The organism is Streptomyces sp. NPDC058289, assembly GCF_042880975.1.
GTDB lineage: Bacteria > Actinomycetota > Actinomycetes > Streptomycetales > Streptomycetaceae > Streptomyces > Streptomyces stoeckheimensis.
On sequence record NZ_JBHVYI010000053.1, the window covers coordinates 47,551 to 65,403 of the forward strand.

The window sequence follows — 17,853 nt, forward strand, 5'->3', positions numbered from 1 at the left end:
CGTCGGGGGGGGGCGGGGGGCGGGGGGGGGGCCCGGGGGGCTGTGCGGCGTGCCGCGGGGGGGGGCGGGCCCGGGGGCCCGCCGGGGGGCGGGGCCCCGCCCCCCGGCCGGGTGACGGATCACTCGGACAAGGGCCGGGCCGTGACCCCCTGAGCCGGTTCCTGACCGGCCCCGGTGGCCAGCACGCGCACTTCCGACCGGTCGCTGATCTCCGCCTGGATGATGCCCGTGGCGTCCTCGTAGACCGGGTGGCCTCCGGGCCCCGTCCGGTCCGTGGCGGTCACCCGCACGACGTCCCGGCCGCCCTCGGTCACGCCGGGGAACACCAACTCGTACGCCCGCTCTTCCTCGTCTCCCGGCTCGTCCGCCACCGGATCCGTCTGTCCCATCACCCTCTCCCCTCTGCGCCGGTGCCGGCGCGGGACAGTCGCAATGAGTCCTTCCGTTTCATCCTCCCCCTGCCGGACCGATGGCGCCGATCGGGGAGGGGACACGGGGGTGCCACGCCCGCCCCCGGGCCCTCAGCCGGCGGGCTGCGGCCCCCGCAGTGGCGCCGCACCAGTGGTGGCGACGGCAGTGGGCCCGGACTCGTCGAGTCCGGGCCCACTGCCTCGAGCCGGTCAGGCCGGCGGGATGCCGAAGGGGATGCGTGTGGCGTAGTAGGTCCGCAGTTCCTCGCGGTACCCGGGGTGGGTGAGGTGCTCGGCCCGGTGGAACTCGGGCGCGTTCTTGATCTGCCCCATCGTCCGGTCGACGAAGACCTTCCGCTCCTCGGGGTCGATGCTGACGACGGTGCTCGCCGGCAGCAGGACCTCCTTGCCGAAGATCCACACGCCGGTGTCCACGACCAGGTAGGCGTCACCGACCTCGTCGGAGTGCTTGTCGACCTTGCCGATGCCACCGTCGGTCGCCTCGACCGTGTAGCCGGTCAGATCGGTACCGGCCAGGTGGCCGGCGGTCGACTTGTAACTCCACACATGTTCAGTCACGCGAAAACAACTCCTCCGATAATGGGAGGACGGCAGGCGATTCCCTGCCGTCCTCCATTCTCCGTGCGTCCTGCGGGGGGGGGAGAGAAATATCCGGCCCGCTACCAGCGGTACCAGCGGCCGCTGCCGCCCTTGGGGCGGGCGACGAAACCGATCAGCCACAACACCAGTACGGCAATGGCGACCCACCACAGGATCTTCAGCGCGAAACCCGCACCGGCGAGAACCAGGATCAGAAGCAGAACGAGAAGAAGGGGAACCATGATTATCGACCTCCGAAAGGCCGTCTGCCCCGTTCCCACCCGCTCACACAGGCGAATTCGTGAATCCGCCCTCACAGGTCGGGGCCGAAGTCGAGGTCGAGGAGGGCCTTCTCCACCAGCTCGGTGAGCGCCGGGTGGATCCAGTACGGGGACCTGGCCAGGGTGCGCGCGTCGATTCCCAGGGTCATCGCCAGGACGAGGGGCTGGATGAGGGTGGCGGCCTGCGGGCCCATCAGGTGGGCGCCGAGCAGGCGGCCGGTGCCGCGTTCGGCGAGCACCTTGCAGAAGCCGGTGGTGTCCTCCATCGCCCAGCCGTAGGCGATGTCCGCGTACCGGGCCTCGCCCACCAGCGGATTGAGGCCCCGGTCGCGGCAGTCCTGCTCGGTGGCGCCGATCGAGGCGATCTCGGGGCTGGTGAAGACGGCCGCGGGCACCAGGTCGTGGTCGGCGGCGATCAGGTCGTCGGGGTGGCGGAGATTGTGGGCGACGACCTCCGCCTCGCGGTTCGCCACGTGCTTGAGCGGTACCGGCGTGCAGATGTCACCGAGTGCGAAGACCCCTTCCGCGGTGGTGCGTTGGTACGCGTCGACGACGACGCGGCCGTCGTCGTGGGTGGCGACGCCCGCGGCGTCGAGGTTCAGCCGGTCGCTGTTGGGTACGCGGCCGGCGGCGACCAGCAGCATGTCCGCCTCGACCGTGGAGGCGTCGTCCAGGGTCAGCCGCAGGGCGCCCGGGCGACCGCCCACCGCGGTCACTTCCCGGCCGAGTCTGAGGTCGTAGCGGGAACGGACCAGTTCGGTGAACCGTTCGGCGACCGTCTCGTCCTGCGGGCCGAGCAGCCGGTCCTCCTTCTCCACGATGACCACGGAGCTGCCGGCCGCCGCGAACACCTCCGCGAGCTCGGCCGCAATGTAGCCGCCGCCGATGACGGCCAGGCGGCGCGGCGGGGCTTCGATCCGCATGACGGTGTCGGACGTCTCGTACGGCAGCGAGGACCCGAGCACGAGCGGGGGTACCAGCGGGCGGCCTCCGCAAGCGATGACGATCTGCCGGGCGCCGATGTCGACGAAACCGTCCGCGCGCTCGATCCGCAGCTCCCGCGGGCCGGTGAAACGCGCCCTTCCCTCGTACACGGTGACGGAATCGGCCTCCCGGCGCCCCCGGCGGCCCTCCTCGCGCTCGGCGTCCAGGCGTCCGAACACCCGGTCGCGCATCGCCCGCCAGCGCACGCCGAACAGCTCCGCGCCCACGTCGTACGTACCGGCTTCGGCTACGGTCCGGGCCACGTGCGCGGCGTAGGCGAACATCTTGCTCGGGATGCAGCCCGCGTTCAGGCAGGTTCCGCCGAACCACTTCTCCTCGACGATCGCCACGTCGAGATCGGCGAACGAATCGTCGATGACGGCGTTGCCGGATCCCGCACCGATGACGACGAGATCGTGCTGACGCATCAGACCAGGCCACGCACTCGGGCCTGCCGGAGAGGGGCTCCGGCGTGGTGGAGGCTGGCGAGGGTCTGCCGGTAGGAGTTGATCAGGCTGGTCTCCAGGTAGCTCACTCCGAGCTCCTGGCAGTGACCGCGGACGATGGCCTGGGCCCGGCGCAGGTGCGGGCTGGGCATGCTCGGGAAGAGGTGGTGCTCGATCTGGTAGTTCAGGCCGCCGAGCACGATGTCGGTGAACCGGCCGCCCCGCACGTTGCGGGAGGTCAGCACTTGGCGGCGCAGGAAGTCCGGCCGGTCCGCGCCTCGCAGGGTCGGCATGCCCTTGTGGTTCGGGGCGAAGATGGATCCGAGGTAGATGCCGAAGAGGCACTGGTGGACCGCCAGGAACGCGATCGCCTTGCCGGGCGGAAGCACCAGGAACAGCGCGCCGAGATATACCGCGATGTGCGTGAAGAGGAGGATGCCCTCCCACGCCCGGTTCTTCAGGGCACCGTCGGCCAGGGACCGGATCCCGGACACGTGCAGGTTGAAGCCTTCCAGCGTGAGCAGGGGGAAGAACAGGAACGCCTGGGAGCGCCCCAGGAGCCGCGGCAGCCCCTTCGCGGCCCGGGCCTGGTCCTGTGTCCAGACGAGGATGTCCGGATCGAGATCGGGGTCGAGGTCCTCGTGGTTCGGGTTGGCGTGGTGCCGGCTGTGCTTGTCCTGCCACCAGCCGTATCCCATCCCGATGCCGAGGTTCCCGGCGAGACGCCCGGACAGCTCGCTGCGCCTGCGCAGGCGGAAGACCTGCCGGTGCGCGACGTCGTGCGCCAGCAGGGCCACCTGCCCGAAGACGACGGCCAGGAATCCGGCGGCGAGCAGGGTCCACCAGCTGTCACCGATCAGCACGAAGGCCGTGCAGCCCAGGGCGTAGAGGGTCGTCACGACGGCGATGCGCAAGGCGTAGTAGCCCGGACGCCGGCTCATCAGTCCGGCCGCCTGGATCTTCTTGGACAACCGGGCGAAGTCGCTCCCCGTTTCCGTCCCTGCGGGCGGGGGTCGCACCTTCTCCAAAGAGTTCATGACCGGTTACCAGTAGTGGCGTCGTCCGCCGACCGCGTGACCGACCGAGCCCAGAATCCAGAGCACCGCGCCCACCACTAGCAGAATGATTCCGAGGGTCCACAGGATGGAGATTCCGGTCAGGAATCCGATGAGCAGGAGGATGAGTCCGGCGAAAATCATGGTGGCCTCGTTCTCATGTGGGGAATTCGACGGAACGGTTGATCCGCCTGGGTGCTTTGAATCGCGTCTACCCTGGAATTTCTTCCTTAGCTGTCGATCGGCCCTGAACTTCTGCGGCGGACGTTCCACCGCTCACCCACTCACCCGAGGAGCTTTCCGTGACCGGAGCCGGACCAGGACTCGACGGATTCACCGACGTCCTCGATTACCCGATGTACGTCGTGACGGCGGCGGCCGATGGCGAACGGGCCGGCTGCCTCGTGGGATTCGCCTCGCAGTGCTCCATCGACCCGCCCCGTTTCATGGTGTGGATCTCCACGTCCAACCGGACGTATCGCGTCGCACGCCGCGCCTCGCACGTGGCGGTCCACGTCCTGCGCCGCGAGCAGAGGGCCACGGCGGACTGGTTCGGCGGGCAGACCGGCGACGACGTGGACAAGTTCGAGCGGGTGGACTGGCGGCCCGGAGAGGGGGCCGCACCGGTCCTCGCGGACTGCCTCGCCTGGTTCGTCGGCCGGGTGCGGGGACACGTGGAAGGCGACGGGGACCACGTCGGCTTCCTGCTCGAGCCCGTGGACCAGAGCCCGCCCGGGCGGCGCGACGAGCCGCCCCTGCTCCGGTTCAGCGATGTCGCCGACATCTCACCGGGGCACCCTGCCTGATCGCCTGATCCTCGCCCGATTGCCCGATCCGCCTCACGGCTGCGGTGACAACCGCGTCCGCAGCGCGGAGTGCCCGTTCCCCCAGGCTCCCCGTACGTGTGCTCCGAGGCGGTCCTCCAGCAGGACCGTGGCCGCGCAGCCGAAGGCCACATCGGGCTCCAAGTGCGGTTCGTCGGCGAGGAGGCCGCCGATGACTTCGCGCCGTACGACCTGCTCGTGCACCGCGTCGGCCTCGACGTGTTCCGCGTAGAAGCGCTCCGCGGCCGGACCCGCACCGCACCGCCGCATGGCCTTGGCCATGCGGCGCGAGCCGGGTGAGGAGGTCACTTCGACACAGGCGAAGTGACCCACCAGGGCGCCGCGCAGGGCGCGGTGCAGGCCGAACAGTGACATGAGGTTGACCGTGGCGAGCACCGGAGCCGGGGCGTGGTCCAGGTACCTGCCGTACGTGTGGTCCAGGCCGAGGTCGTCCATGAGGTCGGCGAAGAGCTGCGCGTGGATGTCCGCCGCACGCCCGGCGCCGAACTCGTCGTACTCGATCGCGACCATGGCGGCCTTGGCCCGTCCCGTGAGCCGGGGCACGACCCAGACGTGCGGGTCGGCCTCCTTGAGGTGGTAGAGGGAGCGCAGGGCCGCGTACTCGCGCAACTGCCAGAGCTCGCCCTTCGTTTCGAGGAGGTGGCTGAGGCTGTCCGTGAGGTCGACCGGCTCGACGAGGAGCGGTGCGAAGGCTTCCCCGACCGACCGGGGGGCGTCCGCCAGCTCGGTGCGCAGGGCGTGCAGGAACCGGGACTCCATCGCCTGCCGCAGGCGGATCAGGTCCGGGTCCCACTCCCGGTCGTCGCCGACCCCTTCGAAGCCCCGGTAGTGGAGTTCGTAGAGCAGGTAGAGGGCGAGCTGGAGATCCTCGCCCCACGGATCGGCCGCGAGGACGGCGACCGCTTGGTACGTCGGAGGACGCCCTGTGGTCAACGCCTCCAGGACGGCGTGCGACAGCACGCCCCGCCCCCCTACCAGGGCGGGCCCGCTCCTCGGGGTGGCGGCGGTGGTCGTCATCCGGTGCTCCTGTCCTGTGGGCCGTCGGGTCCGGCGGGGCGTTCGCGGGGGCGGTGGCTCGTATCGCACCAGGGGTAGGTGCGACTGCGGCGGCAGGTGCACAGGGCGACCGTGAAGCGGTCGGACCGGACGACGCTCCCGTCGTCCAGGACGACCTCCACGGGTCCCTCGACCAGCACCGGGCCCTGCGGATCCACCACCACTCGGCGGGCCGCACGGCGTTCGTCACGGGCGGGCCCGTCCCGGTCGGCCGGGCGGTCGTCAGGGGCGCCGGGCACGGATGACCACCAGCTCTTCCCACTCGGCCCCGTCCGCCAGGTCCCGGCTCAGCAGCCAGGCCCGTCTGGACCGCAGCACCGGGCCCCAGGGGACCACGGCCCGTGACACCACGTCGGCGGTCAGGCCTCCGCGCCTCAAGTGGTCCACGGTGCTCGCGGCCCCGCACATGCCCGAGTGCACCATGAGCAGGACCCCGCCGGGCCTCAGCAGCTCCGGGGCGCTCGCACAGATCCGGTCGATGATCGCGCGTCCGTCGGGGCCGGCGTCCCATGCGCGGGCGGCGCCGTACGAGGGCGGATGGGCCCGCGGTGACGGTACGTACGGCGGATTGGCGAGTACGAGGTCGAAGCGTCGGCCCCGCGTGCGCGCGGCGAAGTCTCCGTGCAGCACGCGCAGCGGCAGCCGACGGCGCAGCGCGTTGATCCGGGTCGCGATCACGGCGGGCCAGGAGACGTCGACCGCCGTCACCCGTGCTCCGGCGCCGGCCGCGCACAGTGCGAGGGCGCCGGTGCCGGTGCCGATCTCCAGGACCTCGGTGGCGGGCCCCGGCTCCTCGCGGGAGAGGGCATCGGCCAGCAGCCGGGTATCGGACTGCGGTCGGTACACACCGGGCAGGGCGATCAGCCGTGCCTGAGTGTCCCCGCCGGTCAGGACCGTGTCGAGCATCGCGCACCTCCGGGGTCGGACGCGGTGATCGCCGCTGGGCGGAACGCGTCGGTGGACGGAACGACTGGCGACTGCCCGGACAGCGGAGGCCTACCCAGGACCTGCCGATCTTCAGAGGATCACACGAGGGTCTTCAGCTCGGCGCACGGAGCTGTCGGACCCGGCGGGGGCGGCCCGCGGAGGGCCCCTACGGGATCCCTGCCAGGGGGAAGGGTCAGCCCTCCCCGTGAGGGGGTATACAGCCATCGGGAAGACGACGACGGTCCCCCGCTGCGCCTGCCGGCCGCGGCCCCATCCGTCAGAGGTTTCACATGTCACCCATTGCCCGCGACACTGCGGACCCCCTCCGTACCGGGCTCCTCCCGGACCTCCTCGGCCTCCCCGAGGACCTGGTCGGCGTGAGCACCTCGGACGCCCGGACCCTGTCGGCCGCGCTCTTCCGGCGTCTGGCCGCCCTGGAGGAGGGCACTCCCGAGTTCTCGTACGTGCGCAACACCCTCGTCGAGCTGAACCTCAGCCTGGTGAAGTACGCGGCCCGCCGCTACCGCCTGCGCAAGGAACCGCTGGAGGACATCATCCAGGTCGGCACGATCGGCCTGATCAAGGCCATCAACCGGTACGACGTGGAGCGCGGGATCGAGTTCGCCACGTTCGCGATCCCCACCATCACCGGTGAGATCAAACGGTTCTTCCGTGACACCGGCTGGTCGGTGAAGGTCCCCAGGCGTCTGCAGGAACTCCGGCTCGACATCGCCAAGGCCTACGACGCCCTCGAACAGCGGCTGGGCCGCCGGCCGTCCGAGCACGAACTGGCGCAGCGCCTCGGAATCACCGACACCGAGCTGGCCGAGGGACTCCAGGCCACCAACGGCTACACCGCCGGGTCCCTCGACGCACCGCTCGGCGAGGACACCGACGCGTCGCCGCTGACTTCTTCGCTCGGCGCCGAGGAAGCGGCGTACGACCGCATCGAATGCATGGAGACGCTGAAGCCCCTGCTGACGACCCTCAGTGACCGCGATCGGCAGATCCTGGCCATGCGCTTCGGCGAGGAACTCACCCAGTCCCAGATCGGCGACCGACTCGGCCTCTCCCAGATGCACGTGTCCCGGCTGCTGAACCGGATCACGGAACGGCTGAGGACGGGCCTTCTGACCGACGACGGCGTCGCTGACGACTCCGTCACCTCATAGGCAGGGTCCACCCGGACGGTACGGATCATCCCCAAGGTCCTCTTGGCCTTCGCGGGGCGCGGACGACCAGGCGGTGGGGCGCCGTCGCCAGCGGCGCGGGCAGGCTTCGGCCCGCCGCGCCGGGTGTGAGCGAGCCGAGGACGCTCGGGTGCCGGGCGCCGGTGCAGGAGGGGAGGGTCCCGGGCAGACCGTGCGCGGTGAGCCAGCCCAGGACGGCGAAGGCGTACGCCTCCTTCGTACCGGACGGCAGTCCGAGCTCGTCCGACGTCCGCAGCGGCACCTCCGCATCGCCCCCGCCCAGTTCCTCCCGCAGCCACCGCATCAGCACCGGGTTGCGGGTGCCGCCGCCCGACGCGATCACCTCCGTCGCCCCGAAGGGCCGGACGGCGTCGGCCACGGTCCGTGCCGTGAGCCGGGTCAGGGTGGCGACGACGTCCTCGGCGGACAGCGGCCCGCAGGTGTCCAGCGCCGCGCGCAGATAGGGCAGGTGGAACAGCTCCTTGCCCGTCGTCTTCGGTGCGGGCAGGGCGTAGTACGGCTCGTCCAGCAGTTTCCGCAGCAGCCCCGGGTGCACGGTTCCGCGTGCGGCGAGCGCGCCGTCCACGTCCATATGCTGCGCCCCGCCCGTGGTGTCCCCCTCTGCGAGCTCCCGTACCGCCGCGTCGATCAGCGCATTGGCAGGTCCGGTGTCGAAGGCCAGCGGTGCGCCGCCCGCCCCGTCCGCGACCACCGTCACGTTGGCGATGCCGCCCAGGTTGAGCGCCACGGGGACGCCCGGCCGCCCGCGCAGCCACATGACGTCGAAGACGCTCACCAGGGGTGCGCCCTGTCCCCCGGCGGCCACGTCCCGCGTGCGGAAGCCGGAGACGACGGGCCGGCCGGTGGCCTCGGCGATCCAGGCCGGCTCGCCGATCTGGAGCGTGCCGTACACCCGGCCGGACCCGGTCCAGTGGTAGACGGTCTGCCCGTGCGAGGCCGTCAGATCGCTCCGGCCGTCGCACAGTTCGAGGTCGGCCCGTACGGCCGCGGCGGCGAAGGCCTGTCCGATGCGCGTGTCGAGTCTGCACACCGTGGCCAGATCCGTCGCGGCGGGTGGCAGCGCCCCGGCCAGCTCCGCCCGCAGCCCGTTCTCGTACGCGGTACTGATCATGCCGAGCGGCGTGAGCACCAGCGTGTCCCCGTCCAGAGCGAGGTCTGCGGCGGCCGCGTCGATGGCGTCGTACGAGGTGCCCGACATCAGCCCCACCACGCGCAGGTCGCCCGCCCTGCGGACGCTCACCGGCGGGGCGCTCACCGGCGGGCCGCTCACCGGAGCGTCCGCTCGTGGTCGTCGCCGCGCAGGGTCAGCAGCGCGGCGACGCTGACCGCACAGGTTGCCGCGGCGTAGTACGCGGGAATGTCGGCGTCCCCGGTCCACGCGACGGCCCTGGTGATGATCAGCCCCGCACATCCCGAGAACACGGCGTTGGACAGTGCGTACGCCAGCCCCAGCCCCGTGTAGCGCACCGTGGTCGGGAACATCTCGGACAGCATCGCAGGACCGGGTCCGGCCATCAGCCCGACGGCGGCCCCCGCGGCGAAGAGCGCGGCCCCCTTCGCGTACACCGGCGCGCCCGTGTCCTGGACCAGGTTCAGCAGCGGCAGTGCGAGCACGACCACCAGCAGCGCTCCGGCCAGCATCACCGTTCGCCGCCCGAGCCGGTCGCTGATCGCGCCGGCGGGCAGGATGGTCGCCGCGAATCCCAGGTTCGCCAGCACGGTCGCCACGAGGGCCTGCTGGAACGTCGCGTTCAGCGTGTTCTGGAGGTAGGAAGGCAGGACCACCAGGAAGGTGTACCCGGCCGCCGACCAGCCCATGACCCGCCCGGCGCCCAGCGCGACGGCCCTGACCGTCTCCCCGGCGGGCGGTCGCCGCGGCGGGCCGCCCGTCGCGGCGACGGCCGAGACGAAGGCGGGCGTCTCGTCCAGGCGCACGCGCAGCCACAGTGCGGCGAGCCCGAGCGGCAGCGTCAGCAGGAAGGGCACCCGCCAGCCCCAGGCGTTCAGCTCCGAGGGGGTCAGTACGGTCGCCAGGAGCGCCGTCGTACCGGCGCCCGCGAGCAGGCCGAGCGCGACCGTGAAGGACTGCCACGCCCCGTACCGCCCCCGGCGGCCCGGCGGCGCGCTCTCCGTCATGACCGAGACCGCTCCGCCGAACTCCCCGCCCGCCGACAGCCCTTGCACGGCCCGCAGCAGCGTCAGCAGCCACGGCGCGGCCGCGCCGATGGTCGCGTAGGTCGGGAGCACGCCGATGAGCGTCGTGGCGCCGGTCATCAGGCAGATGACCAGGACGAGCGTCGGGCGCCGGCCGATCCGGTCACCGAGCCGCCCGAACACCGCCGCCCCGACGGGCCGGAAGAAGAACGCGAGGGCGAAGGAGGCGTACGTCTTGACGAGCCCCTCCACCGCGCTGCCGCCCTCGGGAGTGAAGAAGTGCGTCGCGATGACGGTGGCGAGGTAGCCGTAGACGCCGAACTCGTACCACTCGATGAAGTTGCCGACGCAACCACCGAGCAGCGCCCGGCGGGAACCGGTCCGCCGCGCCGCTGCCACAGGGAAGCGGACCGGTCCGGGAGCGGGTGAGAGCATGGAGCAAGCCTGCTGAGCGTGTGGCCGCTCCACAAGTTCCGTCCGCCATCTGCCGTACTGGGCGATGGGGCAGAGGGGGCGGAGGGGCGAGGGGCAGAAAGATCCGGGCGGTCGGAAGGCCCGCGACCACACGGGCAGACCGCCCTGGCCGGCGCCGCATGGTCGGGATGGGGTGGGGCAGGTGTGGGGCGATGTGACCAGCGGATCGATGGGCGGCGGCATGCGAAGCGTGGGTGTGGAAGAAGAACTGTTGCTGGTGGACGCCCGTAGCGGTGAGCCGCTGGCCCTGTCGGGGGCCGTGCTGGCGGCCGCGGACCGGTCCGTCGAACGGCAGCCGGAGGGCGACGAACCGCAGGGGCACACCTTCGAGAAGGAACTCCAGGAGGAGCAGCTGGAGTTCGCCACCAAACCGGTGACCGAGATGGGCGAGCTCCTGAAGGAGATCACCCGCTGGCGGGGGGAGGCCGCCCGGCACGCCGCGTCCGCCGGGGCGCTGGTCGCGGCCCTCGGCACCTCCCCGCTGCCCGTCCGGCCCTCGCTGAGCACGGGCAAGCGGTACGAGTGGGTCGGCGAGCAGTTCGGCCTGACCGCGCAGGAGCAGCTGACCTGCGGCTGCCACGTCCACGTGTCGGTCGAGTCGGACGAGGAGGGCGTCGCCGTCCTGGACCGGATCCGCCCCTGGCTGCCCGTACTCACCGCAATGAGCGCGAACTCTCCGTTCTGGCAGGGCGAGGACAGTGGGTACGCCAGCTACCGCAGCCGGGTCTGGAACCGGCTGCCGTCGGCCGGGCCCACGGACCTCTTCGGGTCCGCCGACCGCTACCACGAGCAGGTGCGCGCCATGCTCGACACCGGTGTGCTGCGCGACAAGGGGATGATGTACTTCGACGCCCGGCTGTCCGCCGCCTACCCGACGGTGGAGGTCAGGGTCGCGGACGTCTGCCTGGAGGCGTCGACCCCGGTCCTCCTGGCGGCCCTGGTGCGCGGCCTGGTCGAGACCGCCGCGCGCGCCTGGCGGGACGGGCAGCCGCCGGCCAGGATCGGTACGGGCCTGCTCCGGCTGGCAGCCTGGCGCGCCGGCCGCTCCGGGCTGGACGGCCCGCTCATCGACCCCCGGACGATGAGCGCGACCTCGCCCGCCGTGGCCGTCGAGGCGCTCCACGCACACGTGCGCGAAGCCCTGGCCGACCACGGCGACGAGGAACACGTCCGGGAGGGCATCGCCCGCCTCCTGGAGCACGGCAACGGGGCGCGCGTCCAGCGCGGGCTGCTGCGTACGGAGGGCACGCTCGGCGCCGTGGCCACCCGCTGCGCGGAGATCACCGCAGGAGTCTGCACCTGAGCCGGATGCGGCGCGTCGGTGCCGGGCGTTCAGGGACCCGGGTCAGGGACCCGGGCCCCTGACCCGGGTCCCTGAACCGATCCGCCCGGCCGGTTCAGAGCAGCGCGTGCGGGAACTGTTCGGCGCGGTGTTGGAAGGCCACCACCGCGGGATTCTGGATGGTGCCGCCGCGGATCTCGATCGCTCGGCGAATCGTGCCGTTGCCGTCCCAGCCGTCCGGGCCTTCGAGGACCGACCGCAGGAACGGGATCAGCGCCTCGCTGTTCTCCCAGGTGGCCGCGTCCCACAGGTAGGAGGGGCTGTGGTCCACCGCGTAGTAGTGGACGTGGTCGCCGACGGTGAACATCGGAGCGTTGAAGGTGGTGGGCCGCGCCCACGCGAAACCCATGCCCTCGTCGCAGGAGACGTCGATGACGAGGGTGCCGGGCGCCAGCTTCGGCAAGTCCTCCTCTATGAGGAACATCAGCGGCGCCGCGGTGTCCTGGAGCACGCAGTTGACGATGATGTCGTGCCCCGCGAGGAAGTCGGCCAGCGGTTCCGGACCGTCATCGGTGACCACGATGCTGCGCCGCGGGTCGAGGGTGTCGTCGGCCTCGTCGTGATCGAAGTGCACGATCCGCGCCGAGTGGATCGGTGAGCTGACTGCGGCGATGCCGCGGGCAGTCAGCACGTCGACGTCGTGAACGCCCAGCGCGCTGAGCGCGGTGACCGCACCGCGGGCGGTGGCGCCGAAGCCGATGACGACGGCACGTCGCCGGCGTCCGTAATCTCCGGTCGCCCCGGTCAGCTGCATGGCGTGCAGCACCGACGAGTAGCCGGCCAGCTCGTTGTTCTTGTGGAAAACGTGCAGACTAAATCCACCGTCGCGGGTCCAGTGGTTCATCGCCTCGAAAGCGATCACCGTGAGCCTGCGGTCGATGGCGGCCTGCGTGACCTTCTCGTCCTGCACGCAGTGCGGCCACCCCCACAGCACTTGCCCGTCCCGCAGGTCGGCGAGATCTTCGTGCAGTGGTTTGGCCAGGAGGATGACGTCACACTCTGTGATCAGATCTTCACGTGAGCGGAACCCTGCGACCCACGGTGCAAGCTGCCGGTCCGAAACACCGAAGTGCTCTCCATAACCGGTCTGCAGATAAATGCTGGCCTGAAGATCGGCATCGATGTTTTCGAAGTGTGCTGGGTGGATCGGCAGACGACGCTCGTTCTCTTTACGGGACTGCGACATGATTCCGAGCTTGAGCTGCTGCAAAATGCCCCTTTGATTACTCCATGTTTAACACACCCCGGAGCATGGGGGACCTCGTCGGCCTCGAATCGCACGCGTACGACCGACGCTCCGCGACCACGTGCGCCGCCGTCAGCTCATGATCCGGCCCGTACGGGGAACACGGCCGTCATCAACCGAAAGGGGCATGGACATGCTCGGCATCGGCGCCGCAGTGCTGTTCTTCATCGCGTTCCTGATCAACGCGGCCAACGTGGCCACCAACGACGTACTGAGCTCCACCAACTTCATGCTGATCGGTCTCGCCGCGCTCGCGCTGCACGTCGCCGGCATCGGCACCGGCACCGGCACCGGCACCCGGTGGGCATCACGCGGACGGGGCCGTAGGCGCTGACATCTTCGAGCAGGGGTGCACGAGCACCACAGGGCCGCTCCGGCCGGGACTGGACGGGACGGGTCCGGTCTTCAAGGGGGTTATCCGCCAAAGGAGAGCGCGACGACTCGGGTATCTCGGCCAAGCTGGTCGTAGGCTCCTACGCGCCCCCGCAGTGACGTTCCATCGGTCCATACCTGGGCACCCGTGTGGTGCCGTTGGTTCGTCTACCGAGGAGAGCACACGATGACCAAGGTCCTCGTCCTGCACAGCGTCAGCCTGGTCCGGTCGGCACTGGCCGCCCTGCTCAGATCCGAAGGGTCCTTCGACGTCACATCCGCGGGCTGGCGGACCGCGGTACGCCGAGCCGAGTCCTTACGACCAGACGTGACGGTCGTCGACCTCGACTGTCCGGGGGCGACGGCCGTTCTGGCCGACGGCGGACGCGCGGACCACCAGGTCCTCGCGTCCCCGTCCTCGGTACTCGTGCTCGCGTCGACCGGCGCGCCCGGTTCGCTGCACCGGGCCTTCCGGGCCGAGGCCCTCGGCTACGTCGACAAGGACGGCTCGCCGGGACGGCTCGTACGGGCGGTCCAGAAGGTCGCCGCGGGGGAACGGTTCATCGACGCCACGCTGGCCTCCGCCTTCATGGAGGCCGACCCCGTACCGCTGAGCCCCCGGGAACTCAGCGTGCTGTCCCGGGCCGCGGAGGGCGACTCCATCGCCGAGATCGCCCGCGCACTGCACCTGGCGAGCGGGACGGTGCGCAACTACATGGCCGCGGCCACCCGCAAGACCGGCGCACGCAATCTCATCGACGCGATCCGGATATCCCGGCGGGAGGGCTGGGTCTGATCCACGGCCGCCGCGGACGGGCACGACGCCGCGTCACCCGTCCTCGGCCCGGTCCCACTCCCCCACCAGATCGCGGTACAAGGGCGATCCGGCCGGGAGGTCCGCGTGCGTGCCGCACACGGCGCGCGTCCCGTCGAGGACGAGAACCCGGTCGGCGCGGGCCGCGGAGGATATGCGGTGGGCCACGACGACGAGGGTGCCGGGCCGGTCCGCGAGGGCCCGTTCGGCACGCTCCTCGGTCCGGGGGTCCAGGTGGCAGGTGGCCTCGTCGAGCAGGAGCAGCGGGGCCGGCGAGAGGTAGGCGGCCGCGAGCGCGAGGTGCTGGCCCTCGCCCCGGGACAGCAGCCGGGGGGACACCCGGGCGTCCAGACCGCCCAGCCGCTCCACGAGGCCTTCCAGTCCCAGGATGCCGACGGCGCGCAGCACTTGGGCGTCCCCGGGAACGGGGCCGCCCGGCCGGGCGGCCAGGTGGGTGAGGTTGTCCCGTACCGTGCCGGTGAACACGTACGCCTGCTGCGGCAGCAGGGTCCGCCGCGGGTCGGGTCCCGAGGCTCCCGGTTCCCGCCGTGCGGCGACGCCGGCGACGAGGACCGTGCCCGCTCCGGGTGACAGCATCCCCGCGAGCAGTGCGGTCAGCGTGGACTTTCCGATGCCGCTCGGCCCGACGACGGCGAGGTGCTCCCCCGGCCGCACGACCAGGTCGAGTGCGTCGAGCACGGGCGCCGCGCCGGGGCCGTAGGCGAAGCTGACGCCCCGGAGTTCCACCGCTGCGGCGGTCCGTCGGCCGGTGTGTACGGGTGCCTGCGACGTCGCCCCGCTGCCGCCGTCCTCGGCTGCCGGCGGCGGATCACAGAAGCGCTCCAGGACCACCAGCAGGCGGGTGCCGGCGGATCCCACGGCCGTCATCAGGGTGCTCAGCGCGGGAAGCAGAGCCTGCACCAGGTACGTGAGGCCCCCGGCCAGCGTCCCGGCGGTGATCCCGCGTCCGAGCAGCCAGGGCGTCGCGGCGAGCAGGGCGATCACCGGCAGCCGGCCCGCCGTGCCCAGCGCCAGGGTGCGCAGGGCCGTCCAGTGCGCGAGCCGTCGGGCCAGCCGCTCCTGGTCTGCTATCAAGGGCTCCACCCGGGCCTGCGCCGCCGCCTGTCCGCCGCAGGCGACGATGTCGCGCAGCCCCTCACCGACCGTCGCCACCCGGTCCGACAGCGCCTCGTCGGTGTCCAGCGACCGGCGTTGTACGGATGCCATGGGGCGGAGCGTCGCCAGGAAGGCGGCCGCGCCGAGCAGCAGCGGGGGCAGCACGATCAGCAGCAGTACGGGATCCAGGGCCGCCATGCCCGCGAAGGCCCCCACGGCGGTGAACACGAACGAACGGGCCGTCAGGACCAGCCCGGCGAAGGAGTCCCGGGCCATTTCCGTTTGCTGGGTCAGCCGGGCCACCGCGCCCGCGCCGGGCGCGCGCGCCGGGTCGGCGACCGCACGGTCCAGTGCCTGGCGCACGGCCCGCCGCACCAGGCCGTCCCGCAGCGGCTCGACGAGGTCCGCGAGTCCGGTGAACACACCGCGCAGCGCGAATCCGCCGAGCAGTGCTCCGGCTCCGGCCGCGGCCAGCCAGGTGAGACCGGTGGCGGTGCGGCCGGCCAGGAAGCCGTCGTCGAGGGCGCGGGCCACGCCGTAGCCGCCGAGGAAGGTGTGCGCGGACTCCAGGAGCGACCATGCCGCGAGCCGGACCAGGGCGCCCTTGCGGCCGCGCAGGAACCGCCGGGCGTCGGGGGCCACCCGGCGCCAGGTCTCGCCCTCGGTCACCGCGCCGCCTCCCGGTTCCCCCGGCTGCGCCGGTTGTCCTCCCGGTTGTCCCCGGGCGGCCGGTGGTCGTCCGCGTCCGGAAGCGCGGGGGCTCGCGCGGCCGCCTCCGCGGCCGCGTCTGTGGCCGTCTCCGTGGCCGCCTCCTCGCCGGATCCCGTCTTCGCGTCCGCGGCGAACACCGCCCGATAGGCGGGGTCGTTGCGCCACAGCTCGCCGTGGGTGCCGGTCGCCCGTATCCGGCCGTCCTCCAGCCATACGACGAGGTCGGCGCGGACGGCGGACGAGAGGCGGTGCGCGACCACGATCCGGGTGCCGGGCCGGACCTCACGGGCGAGCGCCCGCTCGACCTCGCGGGCCGTGACGGTGTCGAGGCTGGAGGTGGCGTCGTCCAGCACGAGGAGCCGCCCGGCATGACAGAACGCCCGCGCCAGTCCGAGTCGTTGGATCTCACCGCCGGACATCGGGGCTTCGGCGAGACGCGTGCCGAACCCGTGGGGCAGGCGCCGTACGAACGCGTCCGCGCCCGCGGCACGGGCTGCGGCGCGGACCGCTTCGCGGCCGGGGTACGGACCCGCGCCGAAGCCGATCGCGTCGGCGACCGTGTCCCCGAGCAGGACCGGCCGGTCGAAGGCGTAGCCGACCTCGCGGCGCAGCGCTTCGGCGGTCAACTCCCCCAGGGGTACGCCGTCCAGCAGCACCCGGCCCGCGTCGGGGTCGGTGAGGCGGCCGGCCACGGCGGCGAACAGGGTCTTGCCGGCGCCCGACCGGCCCACCACCGCCACCGTGGTGCCGCCGGGGATCACCAGGCTGACGTCGCGCAGGACCGCCGATCCGCCGCGCACGACCCGGACGTCGCGCAGTTCCAGGGTGCCGGGGCCGCCTTCCGGCAGCTCCGCCCGGCCGTGATCGAGTACCGGCAGGACCAGCAGGGCGGCGGTCCGCCGCGCGGCGGCTCGGCCGCGGGCCACCGCCGCCAGCCCTCCGGTCACCGCGCCGACTCCGGCCGCGAGGCCCGCGTACCGCGATGCGGCGAGGAGTTCGCCGACGCCGATGGCTCCGGCAGACAGCCGGATGCCGCCGACGGCGAGCACCGCGTAGAAGAGCATCGGCATGAGGGCTGCCGACCGGGCCGTCGTACTGCCGTAGACCTGCCACATGCGCCGCCCCTCGGTGCCGAGCTCCGGCAACTGCGCCAGGATCCGGGCCCGTTCGCGCTCTGCACTGCCGGCGGCGGCGATGGTGCGGGCACCGGCGAGCGCCTCGACGAGGCGGCCGGCGGTCGCGAGCTGCACCTGCTGGTAGCGGGCGACGCTGGTGAGGGTGTCGCGGGAGAAGGCCCGCAGGAGGAGCACCAGCAGCGGAACGCCCACGAGGAAGGCGAGCGCCGTCCACAGGTCGATGAGGAGGAGCGCGGCCACCGCACCGAGCGGCGCCAGCAGGGCGGCGACGGCGTGGGCGACGGCGGCCGGTACCTTGCCGGCCTCGGCCGCGTGGGCCGTCAGCCGGGCGGCGGTTTCTCCGGGTGCGTGGCCGGCCGCGTGGTGCGGGGCCGTACGCAGCAGCCGGGCGAGCCCGAGCCGGCGCAGCCGGGCGGTGGAGCGGCCGTCCACCTCTCCGGTCAGCCGCGCGGCGGCGGCGTCCAGCGCCACTTCGGCCGCGATGACCCCGGCGCACAGCAGCGTCCAGGCGGGGCCCGACGGGGCGTGGCGGAGCAGCAGGTCGAGCGTGTGGCCGAGGACTGCGGGTTCGGCGAGCGCCGCCCCGGCGGCCGCCCCCCCCCCCCCCCCGGGCGCGGGGGGGGGGCCCCCCCCGGGGCCGGGCGCGGGCCCCGGCGCCCCGCGCGGGGGGCCG

The 17,853-nt window shown here is 72.4% G+C and carries 19 protein-coding genes; 5 read left to right on the forward strand and 14 right to left on the reverse strand.

The genetic code is table 11. The features are described from left to right. Nucleotides 1–119 precede the first annotated feature (119 nt). From ACFVX6_RS25435 to ACFVX6_RS25460, 6 genes are all read right to left on the reverse strand, one after another. The gene (locus tag ACFVX6_RS25435) at nt 120–389 is read right to left on the reverse strand and encodes a DUF6296 family protein (protein ID WP_389695090.1); all 270 of its coding nucleotides are present in this window, start codon (nt 387–389) and stop codon (nt 120–122) included. A 231-nt stretch (nt 390–620) separates the two neighbouring features. Then, a complete protein-coding gene (locus ACFVX6_RS25440; protein WP_389695092.1) occupies nt 621–989 on the reverse strand; it encodes a PRC-barrel domain containing protein in 369 nt (122 codons plus the stop codon). A gap of 101 nt (nt 990–1,090) precedes the next feature. Beyond that, nucleotides 1,091–1,252, reverse strand: coding sequence for a hydrophobic protein (locus ACFVX6_RS25445; RefSeq protein WP_385334477.1), 162 nt, complete (start codon nt 1,250–1,252; stop codon nt 1,091–1,093). Between the two features lie 71 nt (nt 1,253–1,323). Continuing rightward, nucleotides 1,324–2,703, reverse strand: a complete 1,380-nt coding sequence (locus ACFVX6_RS25450; RefSeq protein ID WP_389695094.1) for a mycothione reductase — start codon at nt 2,701–2,703, stop codon at nt 1,324–1,326. After that, entirely contained in the window at nt 2,703–3,758 is a 1,056-nt protein-coding gene (locus ACFVX6_RS25455) for a fatty acid desaturase family protein (RefSeq protein WP_389695096.1), read from the reverse strand. Before ACFVX6_RS25455 ends, ACFVX6_RS25450 begins: the two co-directional genes overlap by 1 nt. Nucleotides 3,759–3,764: 6 nt before the next feature. Next, complete coding sequence (locus ACFVX6_RS25460) at nt 3,765–3,920, reverse strand: DUF6131 family protein (RefSeq protein WP_389695098.1); 156 nt, start codon at nt 3,918–3,920, stop codon at nt 3,765–3,767. Nucleotides 3,921–4,132: 212 nt separating this feature from the next. On the opposite strand from ACFVX6_RS25460, the gene ACFVX6_RS25465 reads away from it, so the two are divergent. Continuing rightward, on the forward strand, nt 4,133–4,582 hold the full coding sequence (locus ACFVX6_RS25465) for a flavin reductase family protein (protein WP_389695124.1): 450 nt from the start codon (nt 4,133–4,135) through the stop codon (nt 4,580–4,582). 33 nt (nt 4,583–4,615) lie between these two features. On the opposite strand, the gene ACFVX6_RS25470 is transcribed toward ACFVX6_RS25465, so the two are convergent. Genes ACFVX6_RS25470 through ACFVX6_RS25480 form a run of 3 tightly spaced genes read right to left on the reverse strand, consistent with a single transcriptional unit; the run spans nt 4,616 to nt 6,583 of the window. Beyond that, complete coding sequence (locus ACFVX6_RS25470) at nt 4,616–5,638, reverse strand: iron-containing redox enzyme family protein (protein ID WP_389695100.1); 1,023 nt, start codon at nt 5,636–5,638, stop codon at nt 4,616–4,618. Next, on the reverse strand, nt 5,635–5,916 hold the full coding sequence (locus tag ACFVX6_RS25475) for a CDGSH iron-sulfur domain-containing protein (protein ID WP_389695102.1): 282 nt from the start codon (nt 5,914–5,916) through the stop codon (nt 5,635–5,637). The genes ACFVX6_RS25470 and ACFVX6_RS25475 overlap by 4 nt, the downstream gene beginning before the upstream one ends. Then, nucleotides 5,900–6,583 carry a HemK2/MTQ2 family protein methyltransferase gene (locus tag ACFVX6_RS25480; protein ID WP_389695104.1) on the reverse strand — a complete coding sequence of 228 codons (684 nt, stop codon included), beginning with the start codon at nt 6,581–6,583 and terminating at the stop codon, nt 5,900–5,902. Before ACFVX6_RS25480 ends, ACFVX6_RS25475 begins: the two co-directional genes overlap by 17 nt. A 311-nt stretch (nt 6,584–6,894) precedes the next feature. Here ACFVX6_RS25480 and ACFVX6_RS25485 point away from each other — a divergent pair, with 311 nt between their 5' ends. Then, nucleotides 6,895–7,776 (forward strand): SigB/SigF/SigG family RNA polymerase sigma factor, encoded by an 882-nt coding sequence (locus ACFVX6_RS25485; RefSeq protein ID WP_389695106.1) that lies wholly within the window; start codon nt 6,895–6,897, stop codon nt 7,774–7,776. Nucleotides 7,777–7,801: 25 nt separating this feature from the next. On the opposite strand, the gene ACFVX6_RS25490 is transcribed toward ACFVX6_RS25485, so the two are convergent. Together ACFVX6_RS25490 and ACFVX6_RS25495 are read right to left on the reverse strand one after the other, a co-directional pair. Further along, nucleotides 7,802–9,031, reverse strand: a complete 1,230-nt coding sequence (locus ACFVX6_RS25490; protein ID WP_389695126.1) for an anhydro-N-acetylmuramic acid kinase — start codon at nt 9,029–9,031, stop codon at nt 7,802–7,804. A gap of 50 nt (nt 9,032–9,081) precedes the next feature. Then, nucleotides 9,082–10,404 (reverse strand): MFS transporter, encoded by a 1,323-nt coding sequence (locus ACFVX6_RS25495; protein WP_389695108.1) that lies wholly within the window; start codon nt 10,402–10,404, stop codon nt 9,082–9,084. 220 nt (nt 10,405–10,624) lie between these two features. On the opposite strand from ACFVX6_RS25495, the gene ACFVX6_RS25500 reads away from it, so the two are divergent. Continuing rightward, nucleotides 10,625–11,746 (forward strand): glutamate--cysteine ligase, encoded by a 1,122-nt coding sequence (locus ACFVX6_RS25500; RefSeq protein ID WP_389695128.1) that lies wholly within the window; start codon nt 10,625–10,627, stop codon nt 11,744–11,746. A gap of 94 nt (nt 11,747–11,840) precedes the next feature. On the opposite strand, the gene ACFVX6_RS25505 is transcribed toward ACFVX6_RS25500, so the two are convergent. Continuing rightward, nucleotides 11,841–12,995: a N(5)-(carboxyethyl)ornithine synthase gene (locus tag ACFVX6_RS25505; protein WP_389695110.1), complete on the reverse strand. Its 1,155-nt coding sequence runs from the start codon at nt 12,993–12,995 to the stop codon at nt 11,841–11,843. 169 nt (nt 12,996–13,164) lie between these two features. On the opposite strand from ACFVX6_RS25505, the gene ACFVX6_RS25510 reads away from it, so the two are divergent. Further along, complete coding sequence (locus tag ACFVX6_RS25510; RefSeq protein ID WP_389695112.1) at nt 13,165–13,365, forward strand: hypothetical protein; 201 nt, start codon at nt 13,165–13,167, stop codon at nt 13,363–13,365. A gap of 225 nt (nt 13,366–13,590) precedes the next feature. Continuing rightward, nucleotides 13,591–14,199: a response regulator transcription factor gene (locus ACFVX6_RS25515; protein WP_389695114.1), complete on the forward strand. Its 609-nt coding sequence runs from the start codon at nt 13,591–13,593 to the stop codon at nt 14,197–14,199. A 33-nt stretch (nt 14,200–14,232) separates the two neighbouring features. Here the strand turns inward: ACFVX6_RS25515 and ACFVX6_RS25520 are convergent, their stop codons facing one another. Further along, entirely contained in the window at nt 14,233–16,002 is a 1,770-nt protein-coding gene (locus tag ACFVX6_RS25520; RefSeq protein WP_389695116.1) for an ATP-binding cassette domain-containing protein, read from the reverse strand. After that, nucleotides 15,999–17,853, reverse strand: a 1,855-nt coding sequence (locus ACFVX6_RS25525) for an ATP-binding cassette domain-containing protein (protein ID WP_389695118.1), incomplete at its 5' end; no start/stop codon positions are given. The genes ACFVX6_RS25520 and ACFVX6_RS25525, both read right to left, overlap by 4 nt.